This window comes from Cytobacillus eiseniae, from assembly GCF_017874625.1.
Classification (GTDB): Bacteria; Bacillota; Bacilli; order Bacillales; family Cytobacillaceae; genus Cytobacillus; species Cytobacillus eiseniae.
This window is the reverse complement of record NZ_JAGIKZ010000007.1, coordinates 41,985-56,166: the sequence shown is the minus strand read 5'-3', so window position 1 is coordinate 56,166 and position 14,182 is coordinate 41,985. Positions and strand designations below refer to the sequence as shown.

17 protein-coding genes are annotated in these 14,182 nt (G+C 36.6%); 8 read left to right on the top strand and 9 right to left on the bottom strand.

Translation table 11 applies throughout. From position 1 onward, the window contains the following. Positions 1–160: 160 nt before the first annotated feature. Complete coding sequence (locus tag J2Z40_RS08100; RefSeq protein ID WP_066392624.1) at positions 161–2,374, bottom strand: AAA domain-containing protein; 2,214 nt, start codon at positions 2,372–2,374, stop codon at positions 161–163. Between the two features lie 225 nt (positions 2,375–2,599). Here J2Z40_RS08100 and J2Z40_RS08095 point away from each other — a divergent pair, with 225 nt between their 5' ends. Further along, positions 2,600–3,733 carry a M20 family metallopeptidase gene (locus tag J2Z40_RS08095; protein WP_066399151.1) on the top strand — a complete coding sequence of 378 codons (1,134 nt, stop codon included), beginning with the start codon at positions 2,600–2,602 and terminating at the stop codon, positions 3,731–3,733. Between the two features lie 37 nt (positions 3,734–3,770). Here the strand turns inward: J2Z40_RS08095 and J2Z40_RS08090 are convergent, their stop codons facing one another. The 3 genes from J2Z40_RS08090 to J2Z40_RS08080 form a co-directional block, all read right to left on the bottom strand. Beyond that, on the bottom strand, positions 3,771–4,496 hold the full coding sequence (locus tag J2Z40_RS08090; RefSeq protein WP_066392620.1) for an EcsC family protein: 726 nt from the start codon (positions 4,494–4,496) through the stop codon (positions 3,771–3,773). Positions 4,497–4,568: 72 nt separating this feature from the next. Beyond that, entirely contained in the window at positions 4,569–5,780 is a 1,212-nt protein-coding gene (locus J2Z40_RS08085) for an ABC transporter permease (RefSeq protein WP_066392618.1), read from the bottom strand. After that, positions 5,773–6,513: an ABC transporter ATP-binding protein gene (locus J2Z40_RS08080; RefSeq protein WP_066392615.1), complete on the bottom strand. Its 741-nt coding sequence runs from the start codon at positions 6,511–6,513 to the stop codon at positions 5,773–5,775. The genes J2Z40_RS08085 and J2Z40_RS08080 overlap by 8 nt, the downstream gene beginning before the upstream one ends. Positions 6,514–7,161: 648 nt before the next feature. On the opposite strand from J2Z40_RS08080, the gene J2Z40_RS08075 reads away from it, so the two are divergent. Both J2Z40_RS08075 and J2Z40_RS08070 read left to right on the top strand, forming a co-directional pair. Continuing rightward, a complete protein-coding gene (locus tag J2Z40_RS08075; RefSeq protein ID WP_066392607.1) occupies positions 7,162–7,581 on the top strand; it encodes an HIT family protein in 420 nt (139 codons plus the stop codon). A 406-nt stretch (positions 7,582–7,987) separates the two neighbouring features. Next, on the top strand, positions 7,988–8,521 hold the full coding sequence (locus J2Z40_RS08070; RefSeq protein ID WP_066392606.1) for a tryptophan transporter: 534 nt from the start codon (positions 7,988–7,990) through the stop codon (positions 8,519–8,521). Between the two features lie 50 nt (positions 8,522–8,571). Here J2Z40_RS08070 and yhzF read toward each other — a convergent pair whose 3' ends face one another. Further along, positions 8,572–8,763 carry a membrane protein YhzF gene (yhzF, locus tag J2Z40_RS08065; protein ID WP_066392605.1) on the bottom strand — a complete coding sequence of 64 codons (192 nt, stop codon included), beginning with the start codon at positions 8,761–8,763 and terminating at the stop codon, positions 8,572–8,574. Positions 8,764–8,975: 212 nt separating this feature from the next. Here yhzF and J2Z40_RS08060 point away from each other — a divergent pair, with 212 nt between their 5' ends. Further along, the gene (locus tag J2Z40_RS08060) at positions 8,976–9,338 is read left to right on the top strand and encodes a YtxH domain-containing protein (protein WP_066392604.1); all 363 of its coding nucleotides are present in this window, start codon (positions 8,976–8,978) and stop codon (positions 9,336–9,338) included. A 300-nt stretch (positions 9,339–9,638) separates the two neighbouring features. Continuing rightward, positions 9,639–10,214: an HTH-type transcriptional regulator Hpr gene (locus J2Z40_RS08055; protein ID WP_066392598.1), complete on the top strand. Its 576-nt coding sequence runs from the start codon at positions 9,639–9,641 to the stop codon at positions 10,212–10,214. Between the two features lie 4 nt (positions 10,215–10,218). Here the strand turns inward: J2Z40_RS08055 and J2Z40_RS08050 are convergent, their stop codons facing one another. Continuing rightward, the gene (locus J2Z40_RS08050; RefSeq protein WP_083953856.1) at positions 10,219–10,554 is read right to left on the bottom strand and encodes a DUF1878 family protein; all 336 of its coding nucleotides are present in this window, start codon (positions 10,552–10,554) and stop codon (positions 10,219–10,221) included. Positions 10,555–10,720: 166 nt separating this feature from the next. Between J2Z40_RS08050 and J2Z40_RS08045 the strand changes: the two genes are divergently transcribed. Beyond that, entirely contained in the window at positions 10,721–11,269 is a 549-nt protein-coding gene (locus J2Z40_RS08045) for a DUF3267 domain-containing protein (protein WP_066392597.1), read from the top strand. Positions 11,270–11,365: 96 nt separating this feature from the next. Further along, positions 11,366–11,545 (top strand): hypothetical protein, encoded by a 180-nt coding sequence (locus tag J2Z40_RS08040; protein WP_066392596.1) that lies wholly within the window; start codon positions 11,366–11,368, stop codon positions 11,543–11,545. A 79-nt stretch (positions 11,546–11,624) separates the two neighbouring features. On the opposite strand, the gene J2Z40_RS08035 is transcribed toward J2Z40_RS08040, so the two are convergent. Further along, positions 11,625–11,708 carry a YjcZ family sporulation protein gene (locus tag J2Z40_RS08035; protein ID WP_064503397.1) on the bottom strand — a complete coding sequence of 28 codons (84 nt, stop codon included), beginning with the start codon at positions 11,706–11,708 and terminating at the stop codon, positions 11,625–11,627. A gap of 277 nt (positions 11,709–11,985) precedes the next feature. Between J2Z40_RS08035 and J2Z40_RS08030 the strand changes: the two genes are divergently transcribed. Beyond that, positions 11,986–12,852 (top strand): peptidylprolyl isomerase, encoded by an 867-nt coding sequence (locus J2Z40_RS08030; protein ID WP_066392595.1) that lies wholly within the window; start codon positions 11,986–11,988, stop codon positions 12,850–12,852. Positions 12,853–12,908: 56 nt separating this feature from the next. On the opposite strand, the gene J2Z40_RS08025 is transcribed toward J2Z40_RS08030, so the two are convergent. Continuing rightward, on the bottom strand, positions 12,909–13,082 hold the full coding sequence (locus J2Z40_RS08025) for a sporulation YhaL family protein (RefSeq protein ID WP_425351382.1): 174 nt from the start codon (positions 13,080–13,082) through the stop codon (positions 12,909–12,911). A gap of 147 nt (positions 13,083–13,229) precedes the next feature. Next, positions 13,230–14,174 carry a 3'-5' exoribonuclease YhaM gene (gene yhaM / locus J2Z40_RS08020; RefSeq protein WP_066392591.1) on the bottom strand — a complete coding sequence of 315 codons (945 nt, stop codon included), beginning with the start codon at positions 14,172–14,174 and terminating at the stop codon, positions 13,230–13,232. Between the last annotated feature and the right edge of the window lie 8 nt (positions 14,175–14,182).

Below are 14,182 nucleotides of genomic sequence, written 5' to 3'. Positions count from 1 at the left end.
AATCGATCTCACCGTGTGACCAATAGCCATTGCCCACTGGCTAAAACCTATGCTAAATCTGTTGCTATTTTCAATAAAAAGCTCAGTCATCTTTGACATAACTATAAAAAGAAGGAAGCAGATTTATTCGCTTACTGAAACTTATGCTCCTATCCTTTTTTCAATCAACAATATAAGAAAGAATGTAATTTGCTAACATTTTCGAATCAACTCTTGCTGCTATATACGGAGGCATTGCTTTCAAATTGGCTTCAATTGGAAGCCCAAACCAAAGGATTTGCTCATCGATTATAATGAAAGGAAATGAAAATGACTCAATTGATTGCTCTCCATTCATCATAAGCAAATCAATGCCTTTACTTCGACTAGATAATAGATCAACCCATTCCTTTGTTAATTGCCCACCCTTTGGAAGAGAAATAACGATCTTGCTTGTTGCGGAATGAATATCCTGCTTGACCTTCTCTAGCTTTCTTGCATACATCCATTGAAGGCTTGGATGCTCATTTTTGATCCACGTGCCAATTTCTGAAGGACTAATTGACTTCCCTTCTGCGCGCTGATGCTCAACAAGCTTCCGCCACATCTTATTTCTGTAGACTTTATTTTGGACATAATGATAGTCACATAGCTGAATAAATTTCCCTTTTGTCCTCGTTATCGCTACATTTAGTAATCTCTCGCTTTCCTTCCCTGTCAGTAGCATGCTTGCACGATCCTGTGGGAAGCTATCCACTGTATCAAAAATCATGACATCCCGTTCACTTCCTTGAAAACGGTGAACAGTTGCAGCAATGATATCTGCATCAAAATGCTCTTTCTCATCCCACTCACTAAGTAACTTTTCCATAAGCACAGCTTGTGCACGATAGGGTGTCACATAACCAATTGATTTAGCGCCACCTACATAGGATTCATAGATTAGCTGAAAAGATAAGAGCATTTGCCAGAGGTTGATTCGCGATTTTGAAAAGCGGTCTGTTAGACAGTACTCTCCTGCACCTGATGTATCAATTAGAATCGATGCACTTTCTTTAAATGGCTGTTTCTCTGCAATTCCACTTTTTAGCTTCAGCACACTCTTATGATCCCCCACAAGGGAATGATAAATATATTTATTCGTAAATGACGAAATCTCTGGATGCATCCGCCTTTGCTCTTTAAGGAGAAATAAATGCGGATGCAGAATTCCTTTATCTACCCATTCAGCAACACCTGATTTTCGAAAAACATCCTCCCTTAGCCACTCACTAACTAGTGGATGTCTGGCAGAGGCAATTGGCGGGAGCTGTTTAAAATCACCACAAATAATGGCCCTTTTTGCTAAGGATACAGCAAATGCAGTCTGTGGAACATAGGCCATGCTTGCTTCATCAATAACGACTAGATCATATTCCTTTTCATATATGGCTGGATCACTAGCTGCCTTTGCTAAAGTTGTTCCAATAATCTTCGCTTCCTTCAAAAACTCAAGTTCCTTTTGGCGAATTTTCTCTAACACGGATGTCAGCTTTTTTTCAACTGAAAGGAGATATTCTGAATCCCTTTTACTAAAAGATTGAGATAAGTCCCCCTTAATCAACCTGCGTTCTTCTATTAAACCAACCTTTTCCTTTGCCAAATCAGCATGATGCTTTTCGATTAAATGGGTAGCTGTTAAAAAGGGCCGCTTTTGAATGGCTGCTCCATCCTGTGAACCATACCTTAGGAGGTCACCTTCATGTAAGTGGCTGTTTTTTTCCAGAAATAGCGAAACTTCCGCCATTAACACATCGACTGCCTGATTGCTATGTGAAAGAACAAGCACTTGCTGATTTTTTAAGTATTTATTCGCAGCCGTTCTAGCAAGTGTATATGTTTTTCCTGTTCCAGGAGGGCCCCATACGAATGTAATCGGGTTATATTTCGTTCGCAGGATCAGCTCATGAACTGTTGATTTAATTTTATCAGTCGGGTGTTTGGCTGGCATGGACGGATCCATTAATCTTTTAATTCTTCCCCTTTTCCGTTTGCTTTCCTTCATTTCATCCAAGCGCTGGAAAAGCTGATCAAGCAATTCCCACGGATCATACATCATATACACTTCAGAAAGGGAGGCACCTAAGTTTTCAGCGATTTCAATAATGACACTTTTCCCTTCCGAGGAGAGGATACGGCCATCGGTGATCTTCTTTCCCCATTCAATTTTTACTGCAGAACCGACTGGGACTTTCAATGGAGCAAACGTATCGAAAAAATACGTATTCGTCTCTCCTTGCGTTAAGATGCGACCATTCAATAGCCGATACTTTGTACTTCCCTCTTTCTTTAAATGCTGAATTTCTGCCTTTAAAGCATTTTGCCACATCTTTATATAAGTCATTGTTGCTGTCATTACAAAACTTCCTTTACAAATCAAATGCCGATTCTGATATTTAACTGTTCACGGCTAATGTATAAGACATGTTAACCTATTTTTGTCTTTTTTTCATCTATTAAAAAGGTGTTCAAGTTCGTACTCTTCCTTATATAAATGTTATAATAGTGAAAAAATTTCAAATATAGGGAGTGGAAACAATTGAATCAATTATTTAGTAGATTAGAAGGTTATTATGATGAAATGGTTTCAATTAGAAGATTCCTTCACCAGCACCCAGAGCTATCATTTAAGGAAGAAAAAACAGCTGCATACATTCAAGCCTATTATGAAAATTTAGGGATAGAAGTAAAAGGTAAAGTTGGCGGAAATGGAGTCGTCGCAAAAATCTATGGAGGCAAGCCTGGAAAGACAGTTGCTCTGCGTGCTGATTTCGATGCATTGCCCATTCAAGATGAAAAAGATGTGCCATATAAATCACTTGTACCCGGTGTAATGCATGCATGCGGGCATGATGGCCATACAGCTACTTTATTAGTTCTTGGAAAAGTCCTGCATGAATTAAAAGAGGAGCTAGAAGGAAACTATGTACTCATTCATCAGCATGCCGAAGAATATGCACCAGGTGGGGCCATCTCAATGATCGAGGATGGTTGTTTAGATCAAGTGGATGTAATATTCGGAACGCATCTATGGGCATCAGAACCAGTAGGGAAAATACAGTACCGTGTGGGGCCAGTTATGGCGGCGGCAGACCGCTTTGAAATTACGATCCAAGGAAAAGGCGGACATGGTGCACAGCCACATCGAACAAAGGATGCAATTGTCACTGCCTCACAATTAGTGATGAACCTCCAGCAAGTCGTCAGCAGAAAAGTGAACCCGATTGATTCAGCTGTAGTCACTGTTGGTTCCTTTGTGGCAGATAATGCCTTTAATGTCATTGCTGATCGAGCAAAGCTAATCGGAACAGTTCGTACATTTAATGAAGATGTACGTGAATTCATTGAATCGGAAATTGAACGGATTACAAAGGGGACATGCTACACTGCTGATAGTACTTATGATTATTTATTCGTAAAAGGCTATCCTGCTGTTGTAAACCATAAAGAAGAAACCGATTTTTTAATAAACTGTGCTGAACAAATTGATGGTGTACAGTCAATTGAAGAAACTGAACCACATATGGGTGGAGAAGATTTTGCTTATTATCTCCAGCATGTGAAAGGAACCTTTTTCTTTACTGGCGCGAAACCTACTTACACAGATGAAAATTATCCGCATCATCATCCAAAATTCGATATTGACGAAAAAGCGATGTTAATTGCCGCGAAAACACTTGGTACAGCTGCGATTCAATATCACCATAAAGGCTAATAACTAGTTTTATCCACTCAAAAAACAGCCCCAAAACTCAATCAGGTTTGGGAGCTGTTTTTAATTTACGTATTCGATAGGAATTTTTTGCAACCTCGCCAAGTTGCTCTAATAAATTATTATTAGCAACTGCACCAACAGCAGCACCAATTCCAGGTAAGAGCTGAAGCATTTTCACAAAATCAATGTAGTCACGGTATTCCTGCTGGAACTCCTGCCAATCCATGTCCATTAGTTCTGTTTTTCTCCTATCCCAATTCTCAATAATTTCCATCATTTCCTTTCTCTTTTCATCACTAGAGAATGCAAGCTGAAATACATGTAGAATAAAGAGCCGTTCCTCATATTCATTTGTATCAAAGCCATAAATGGTGGCTGCTTCAAAAAGAAACTTCATTTTTATTGATAATAAGAGCGGAAAATCAGCCAACCCAAGCAGAATCCCTCCTGCCCCTGTACCCGCACCTTCGACGATTGCCGTCTTTCGGTAAGTAGAGAGCTTTTTCATTAATTGTTCATCCATCTCAGCTAATGAAGGGAATGCTAGTTGATTCTTTTTAGTCGTCATATTTGAGCCGACAAGCGTTGCCTTTACCATATTCTTAATGCTTTCAGTCATAACCTGATGTGCTTTCTCTGGAATCCAATTATTCACTTTTGTTTGTGCCTTTTTCGAAAGACGATTAAGAATACCCGACTTCCTTCTCATCCGACGCTTCCAGTCATCAATCTCCTGAACGACGGTTAGATTATATTCATCCATGCGCTACCCATCCCTTTTTCATTTGTACTAAAATATACGATTGCCATAAGAGAAAGGTTTCATTACAAAAGATTACAATGATAGCTTTTTAGGGGCATACATATGAGCAAAGAAATAACTAAAGGTCATTCCAGCTACAAAGGAAATAATCGAAAGCAGCAGCTCTCCATTTAAAAGGACAACAATTGATAATAGAATCGCTTGGACATATAAAAGATTGGCCAATATTTTTTTGAATGCTCTTCCCTTCTCACCCGCCTCAATCGGATAAAGATTCACCCATAGCTTATTCTGGTGATGATTCCAAAGAGGCAATAACTGAAACCCTGTTAAATACATAAACAGGAGCATAAGTAAAACTTGTCCATAGCCAAACGATAATAAATAAATCCCTCCTGCCCCAATGAGCGTTAACCGAACAAAGAGACCAAAATAATCCCCTGCTCGCAGAAACGTCCGGATATATAGGTAATGAAACGAATTTTCCTGTTTAAACGCAAGCTTCCTAAATACCCAATCAAGCCATTGGCGTCTCTTTACCCGATCACGTAAATTCGGGACATCGGTAAACATATTGGCAAAACGATAAAAGGAAGACATTCTTCTTTCTTCTTGCTCAATTAGAAATTCCCATTTTAATCCTTTTTTCGATGTGCTTTTACGATAAAAAAGGAGCAAAAGCACTAATAAGAATACTTCTGGAAGTAGGAATAAGAGCCCTTCATTTGAAAATAAGAAGAATAAAAATACTGTGTTTACAGCAAAGCGAATCAAAGAATCAATTAAGTGAATATTTTTTTCTACATAATATTGCACTTGCCAACGGATTAATAGATTGAACACTTTCATTACGAGTATCGCAAGCAAAAATGGAAGAAATGCTTGGAAATCTCCCTCATTCACTCTTGCATACATCGGCATAAAAACAGCTAAGCCCATAATTAGCAAATAGGCATGCAGAAAAAAGCTGACTACTTTTGCCCGTTGGAAAAATCCATTCAGTCTATTCTCAAGCGGCAAAAGAAAAATGCGATCTGCCTCTGAAAGAAAGGTGAAGATCGGGCTATATGTAAGGATAGAAGCAAGGACGATCGCCATAATCCACGCAGCCGGAAATTGCTCAGGAACAGTCGTTAACCATTGCTGATAATAAAACGCAGCCGTTCCCAGCAGAAAGACAAGAACTATAACAATATGGCCATTAAATATATATCGCAAGTAACTGCTTAGCTCTTTCGTTCTTTTACTTAACCGCTCTTTCCATAATACCTTCTCATCAAACATAATCTTCTTCCTTTGTCAGTTGAATATAAATATCATCTAAAGTCGCATCTGGCATTGAAAATTGCTCTCTCAATTCAGTTAATGTTCCTTTTGCCCGCACTTTACCTTCATGTAAAATTACAAACCTGTCACAATATCTTTCCGCTGTTGCTAAAATATGTGTAGACATTAAAATGCCTGCGCCTTCTTCCTTCATTTTTTTCATCATATCAAGTAAGGATTGAATCCCAAGCGGATCAAGACCGACGAAAGGTTCATCCACAATATATAAAGAAGGCTGAACTAAAAACGCACACATAATCATTACCTTTTGCTTCATCCCTTTTGAGAAATGAGCTGGAAACCATTTCAAACGTTTTTCCATGCGGAATTCCTTCAGCAATTTTTCCATCCGTTCCTTATATTCAGATGGTTTAAGCCCATAAGCCATAGCCGTTAATTCTAAATGTTCCCTCAGAGTAAGCTCATCATATAGTATCGGTGTTTCAGGAACAAAGGTAAATTGCCTGCGATATTCTTCCTTATTCTTTTGAAATAAGCTACCATTAATCTTTATTTCACCGCTATGTGGCTCCATTAGACCGATCACATGCTTAATTGTTGTACTCTTTCCAGCACCATTTAATCCGATTAATCCTACAATTTCTTTTTCATTCACAGTAAATGAAACATCTTTCAACACAGGATTTCTTGTATAGCCACCTGTCACATTCTCAATTTGCAAAAGCGCCATTTTTCAAACGTCCTTCCCTATTTACTACTTCTATTGTAAAAATGCAGCTGGAAATTGTCCAATTTAGAGGGCAAATCTTGTTTAATAAATCGTCATGAAACTTTTTAGAAAAACTTTGTACTTGATGTATATGAAATCCAAAAGCGGGTATTCTAATCTATGAAGGGGAAACAAGTCATTTGATAACGTAAAGAATTATCAAAACTTGAAATGAGGTGTCTGTCGCAGACAGCTAAAATCACTTTCATGAATTGCTTCATACGTTTAAAATCAAGGGGATGGTTACATTGGGCAAAGTATGCACATTAACCGAAAGATCTTCCGTTCTGATCGCCTAACCCGTTGGTGGTCTAACTCACACTTTGAAATGAGGTGTTTGTAAAAGACAGGATCCTGCTTTATACGTTGTAAAAAACATATAAAGATATAGGGGATGGTTCGCTTGAACAAAGATCGAAAGTCTCTAGAAGTAAACACAATCATCTAAAAATGAGGTGTTTATCAAAGGGAATAACCTGTAATTAAAAACGTCTTAAACTGAAGCTTTCCCCTTCACGAGGGCAGGATTCCACGCGGATCCTGCCTTTTCACCTTTTCTCAACTATGTTAATATAAGGGAAAAATAACTAATGCAGGAGGTTGTTTCAAATGAGTAATTGTATTTTTTGTCAAATTATTAATGGGGATATTCCTTCAAAAAAAGTATTTGAAAATGAACATGTACTCGCGTTTCTTGATATAAGCCAAATCACTAAAGGACATACATTAATTATCCCTAAAATACATAATGAAAATATTTATGATTTAAGCCCTGAAGCCGCCCGAAATATTTTTGAGGTTGTCCCACAGCTGGCTAATGCGATTAAAGCTGAATTCAACCCAGTTGGAATGAACATCATCACAAATACAGGAGAAGCGGCAGGACAAACCGTCTTTCATTATCACATGCACCTGATCCCGAGATATGGAAGCGGCGATGGCTTTGGTGCTGTCTGGAAATCACATCAATCAGAATATACCTCCGAAGCATTACAAGAAATTGCTGATGGCATAAAAAGCAAATTGTAATACCCACTAAAAAATTATGGCCTTTTTCTTTACAAAATAGGTCAGTTGATTGGAGCGGAAGGTGCGAGACTCCGCAAAAATGCATTCGCATTTCCTTCGTGCGGTGTGAATTCAAGAAGTCCATTCAATATCCTGCGGGATGCGTAGGACAGCTGAGACTTACGCAGGAGCGGATGCTCCGAGGCTACCCCGCGGAAAGGGAGCACACGTGCGCGGAAATCAACCTTTACCAATTAAGTATTAATTAGCAACTATGTTTGCGATAAAAAATAAATAGTAATTACTGAAAATTTATACTTTTATTCTGTGAACAATATGTTATAATTACTACAAGTTTTTCGCTGCAGGCAATGAGTGCACTGTAGGAGAAACAAATAGCTGAGATGAGAATAGGAGAGTTGAGAAGATGAAAACGAAAAACCTTGTTGCCTTATCCCTTTTGGTGGGAATGGGTGCCGTATTGCATGCTGTAATGCCTGGATTTGGAGCAGGCATGAAGCCTGACATGATGTTGACTATGATGTTTTTAGGGATTATTCTTTTTCCCGATGCTAAGAGTGTACTTCTTTTATCATTATCAACAGGAATTATTTCTGGGCTGACAACTACCTTTCCAGGTGGACTCATTCCAAACATAATCGATAAGCCAGTGACTGCTGCTTTATTTTTTGGATTATTCCTATTGGTACAGAAGTTTAATAAATCAATGATAAGTGCCGCTGTTTTAACTGCAGTTGGTACCCTTATTTCTGGTATTGTATTTTTAACATCTGCCTTTCTTATTGTAGGATTGCCAGGACCTTTCACCGTATTATTTGGATTGGTTGTCTTACCAGCAGTCCTCGTGAATACAATTACAATGATTATTTTATACCCAATTGCACAGTCCATCATGAAAAGAACAAACCTGACAAAGCAATCCGTTGTCATACCAAAATAAATAGTTTAATGTCCCAAAAGAATTTCTTTTGGGACATTTTTGTATAGATTCTATTGAAAGCTATGTATGATAATCCCAAGTAGCAATAAACAAATCCCTCCTGCTCCCAATGCGGTAGCTCTCTTTCTTAAAATATGTTTTGGAGGGTATACCCTAGGCTTTTTTATAGCTAAGTAGAAATGAACACCACCAGCTAATAATAAGATTCCAATTGTATAAATAGCTGTTATGATACCTGACATCGGGGTTCATCCACTCCTTTAGAAGCAATATATGATCAATAATCTTCACTTAACATATAGTCATTAGTTAAATGTATGCTTGTTCCACCGATCATATGAGCCTGAACAATCATCTATTGGACTGATTAGAAAAATTTGCGATAAATCCTTCACAATTTTTGAAGGATTTCTTAACAACATATAGTAAAATCTACTATAGAGAGGTGATCATAATGAAATTGAAATCATTGTTATTAGGATTTTTCATCGGCGGGGCAGCTGCAGGAATCAGTACATTATTATCTGCACCTGCATCAGGGAAAAACACTCGCAAACAATTGCAGGAAAGGAGCAGATCTCTTCAAAATCAATTGGTTGATCTTAAAGATAAATTTATTGACATAAAGAGCACGACAATTACAGCTTCAAAAGAGGGAACGAAGGAAATTATTGCTTTTTCAGCTGATGTCAAACAATCGATTAGCAGTTGGAAGAAAGACATTCTTCCACATCAGCAGGAGCTTCAAAAAGAACTAAAAGAAATTGAAAACGCCATACAGGAACTCGAAAAAAGCTTAAACGTGCAAAAAAATTGATAAAATATTCCAATTTATAAAATAAAAATCCTTTCTTTATAAAAAAAAGAAGGATTTTTTATTTTTAAGCCGAAAACAAATATATTAATAAAGTGAATGCTTGCTCTTTTATATTTGGATCAATCATTTAAATTTGATGATCACTCAAGTGTTTATTTTATTTAATTATTGATTACTTCGTATAAATACATTCGCACATGAAATAATTTCTAAAAATTTTGTATTTTTATATCTTTATTAATTATTGTTTTATTGGCATAATGTTATTAGATAATTTAAAAAGTAGGTGAATGAAACTTTATGAACGATAAATTGTATTCGATGAAAGAAGCAATGATTTTTAGCCAGCGAATTGCTCAATTAAGTAAAGCACTTTGGAAAACTATTGAAAAGGATTGGCAGCAGTGGATCAAACCTTATGATTTAAATATTAATGAACACCATATTTTAATGATTTCCTACCATTTAAAAGGTGCCTCCATTTCAGATGTGGCCAAGTTTGGAGTCATGCATGTTTCAACCGCGTTTAACTTTTCTAAAAAGCTTGAAGAACGAGGCCTGCTTAAGTTTTCTAAAAAGGAAAGTGATAAAAGGAATACGTATATTGAACTGACTGCAGAAGGTGAGGAAGTCTTACTGAAACTGATGGAATCATTTGAGCCTGATAAAAATGCCGTATACTCTGGTGCGAAGCCACTTCGAGAATTGTATGGCAAATTCCCTGATGTCATAGAAATTATGGCCATTGTCAGGAATGTATATGGCGATGATTTCATGGAAATCTTTGAGAAATCCTTTGCTAACTTAGAAAATGATTTTGTCGAAGAGGACGGAAGGCTTTGTAAAAAAGACACCTCCCTACAAGAAAGTGTCTAAATAATCAAAAATATTTTCTTAATTCCTCCATTAATGGAAGATATAACCTCTGTTTTATACAAGCCATGATTACGTCTTCAGCTTTAAAAACTGGGTGTAAAAGAGATTTAAATTCGATATAAAGCGGATGAAAGTAAACCAATCCTTCCGCTTTTTGTTCTTCCATTTTCATGCTCATTTTTTCACAATTTTCTTCAAATTCTTTTACTTCCTTTTCCCCTAGCGACTTTTCAACGATTAATTTATAAAAACAACAATGATTATTTTCGATTACTTTCAATAATAGTTGTTGATGATACTCTAACTTTTGAATTTTTTCTACTATCTTTTGAATATCCACTTACTTCCTCCGATCATGAAGTAAAACCACAAAAATACAATTAAATCTAGCCATTTTCAACGACAAAATCTACGTGTTTTACCTATTGATTTTTTCCTTCGTTCATCGTAAAGTATCTTAGTAAGTTTTGAAGAATACCCGTTCACCTTTTGGAGGTGTGATACTTATGAATTGCTGGAAAACAATTAATATGTACAAACATAATGGCGATCAAAGACTTTTCATTATGTCTGTCCTAACTATGCTTATTACCTTTATTTTGATCTATGTTCCTGCACAATATTTGTTTGCAACGACTTCTTTTTATGATAATTATTTCTTATTGTTTATAATCAGCCTTTGGATCATGTATCCATTGCATAAACTTTTGCATTATTTGCCTATTATTTACCTTAAAAATAAAGTTAGAAAATCACTCACTTTTAAATACTGGATGATCCCAATTGTCAAAATAAAAGTATATGAACCAATTACAAAATGGTCTTTCATTATTGCATTATTTACACCATTTACAGTAATAAATAGCCTTTTGATTGTAGCTTGTCTTAGCTTTCCTCATTATGTACATTATTTTACCATTTTACTAGCTTTTCATGTTGGCCTTTGTTACTCTGATTTTGTGAAAGCTAAAAATGTGCTTACTGCACCGAATCGGTCATATATTGAAGAGAATGAAGATGGCTTAGAAATTTTACTCCATAGCAGCAAATCTTAAATACTATCTTTTTTCGGCGAATTTTGATATTGTAAGTAACATATAAATATGCAGGTCCTATCCTAGTAAAAGACTATTTTAAGGAGGGAATTTTCAATGATCTTCATTTTTATAATTTTCTCTGTATTTATTTTATATAATATTAACAAAATGACAAATTCCCTTTGTCTTCAAAAGGAAATTCCTGAAGAGCGACAACCAAAAGTGTTTCGTACGATCAATATTTTAGTCACCATCCTTCTAATCTCTTCATTTGTTGAAATTCTATATACGTAATGAAAGAGCACTGACTAAAGAATAAGAACAGGCAGCGGAAATGATTCACCGCTGCCTGCTCTCATTCTTTAGCTTTTTATTATAACCACGCTGCGCCAACAATGATTAATAAAATGAAAAGCACTACGATTAGCGCGAAACCTCCGCCGTATCCTGCACCCATGAGAACACCCTCCTTTCATGTTGCTAACATATCCTATTCAGTTAATGCCCCAAACGAATAGGCGTATATCACGTTTTTTTGAAATTTCTTATAAAACATATATCTTTGAAGCAGTTTTCTTATTATCATATGAATGGATTATTAATTAGGAATAGGTAATTACCTAATTTCTGCTAGTAACAATGTGTTATTATTTTTGTTCTTCCACACATTTATGGTATAGTAAGTTTTGTGAAATCAAATCTTATATCGATAAATTCAGGTAGGAGTGTTCAACATGAAGAAATGGATAATTACCCTCTCAATTACAGCTGGCGTATTGGCTTTAAGCGCATGTAATAGCACAAACGGGTCAGAAGATGTAATTGTTGAAACAAAAGCAGGCGATATTTCAAAGGACGAGCTTTATAATTCAATGAAAGATAAGATTGGTGAGCAAGTTTTAAGAGAGCTTGTCTATGAAAAGGTTCTTTCAGAGAAATATAAAATTACGGATGAAGAACTAAATGAAAAAATCGACGAGTTAAAGCAACAGCTTGGCGACAATTTCGAATTAGCCTTACAACAGTACGGTTATAAAGACGAGGAAGAATTGAAAGCTACTTTTAAAACAGGTCTCATGCAAGAAAAAGCAGCAATTAAGGATATAAAAGTAACTGATGAAGAATTAAAGGATTACTATGAAAACTTCAAGCCACAAATTAAGGCTCGTCACATCTTAGTAGAAGATGAAGATACAGCGAAGGAAGTAAAGAAAAAGCTTGATGAAGGGGCTAAATTTGAGGATTTAGCAACTGAGTATTCAAAAGACCCAGGCTCAGCAGCTAAAGGCGGCGATCTTGGTTGGTTTGGTCCTGGACAAATGGTTGCTGAATTTGAAGAAGCAGCCTATGCATTAGATGTGAACGAAATTAGTGCACCTGTTCAATCACAGCATGGATTCCATGTTATTCAAACAACTGAGAAAAAAGAGAAGCAGGCTTTTGAAGACATGAAGGAACAGATTGAATATGATGTGAAAGTTTCAAAGCTTGATGGGGAAATAATTAATAAAGCAATGGAACGTGAACTAAAAGATGCAAATGTGAAAATTAATGATAAAGACTTAAAAGAAATCTTAAGCAGCAGCACTGAGAAAGAGTGATCCACTGCTTTCATACAAATAAAAAGGTTCCCTTTAGAGGAACCTTTTTATTATGCTCAACCTGCCCGCCTTGCCTCTCTTTCCTTCTCAAGCCTCTCCATGTAGACTCTGCCTTCAAGTTCAATGCTTTCATTCTCCATTTCACGTTCTTCCCTGCCTGATTTAACCGCCATATACGCACTAATAAGAATCCCCACTATTACAAAATAAACCCAGAATGGGATCGTCATCATCGGGTTCATCCTCCTTCACATGAAAGTTTATCCGTTCTTACTTTCAATTTATGCTTGTACGATAAAATTATGTTTATTGCTTACCATTATTATCAAAAAAACAGCTACCTCACCCTAATGGGAATGCAGCTGTTTTTCTTTTGTTTATTTATGAAAGGTTGGTTTATAAAAGGAACGGTTGTCTAGTGCAAATACTCTTTCAGTAAATTCTCCTGGTTTCACTCTTTCCAGTGCCCCGTCAAGCATATTCATTTTTGCATCTAAATTATCAATATAATGAAGCATTTCAGCTTCTTTTATAAGTGGCGGTTTTGGACTGCCCCATTCTGCCTTCCCATGATGGGAAAGAACTAAATGCTGAAGAACGAGCACTTCTTCACCTGAAATCGAAAGCTCGTCCGCCGCTTTGCCAATTTCATTAACCATAATCGTAATATGGCCTAGGAGATTGCCTTCCACTGTGTAGACGGTTGAGATTGGTCCAGAAAGCTCAATCACCTTCCCTAAATCATGAAGGATCACACCAGCATATAAAAGGTCTTTATCAAGACTTGGATACAGGCTAGCGATCGCTTTTGCTAAATCAAGCATCGAGACGACATGATAGGCAAGTCCAGACACAAATTCATGATGATTTCTCGTTGCAGCAGGATATTCCAAAAATGCCTTCTGATGCTTTTTAATCAAATGCCTTGTAATCCGCTGAATACTTGGATTTTTCATTTCAAATATATACTGTGTCAATTTTTCTGTCATTTCATCAATACTTAATGGGGCCGTTTCAAGGAAATCTGCAAGCTTAACAGAATCAGTAGGTGAAGCCACTCGAATTTGTCTAATTCTTAGCTGATTACGGCCACGATAGTTTAGAATATCTCCAGTCACTTTAACGATCGTTTCAGGGCTGAAGCTACTTTCATCTCCATCTGATACGTCCCAAAGCTTTGCTTCTATTTCCCCACTCTTATCTTGAAATATTAAAGTCATAAATGGCTTTCCATTGCTGGCAATTCCTTTTGTAGCCGTTTTAATAAGTAAAAAAAGATCTATTTGTTCTCCCACATCGTAATAAATAATTCCCTTCGACATACGTTCAC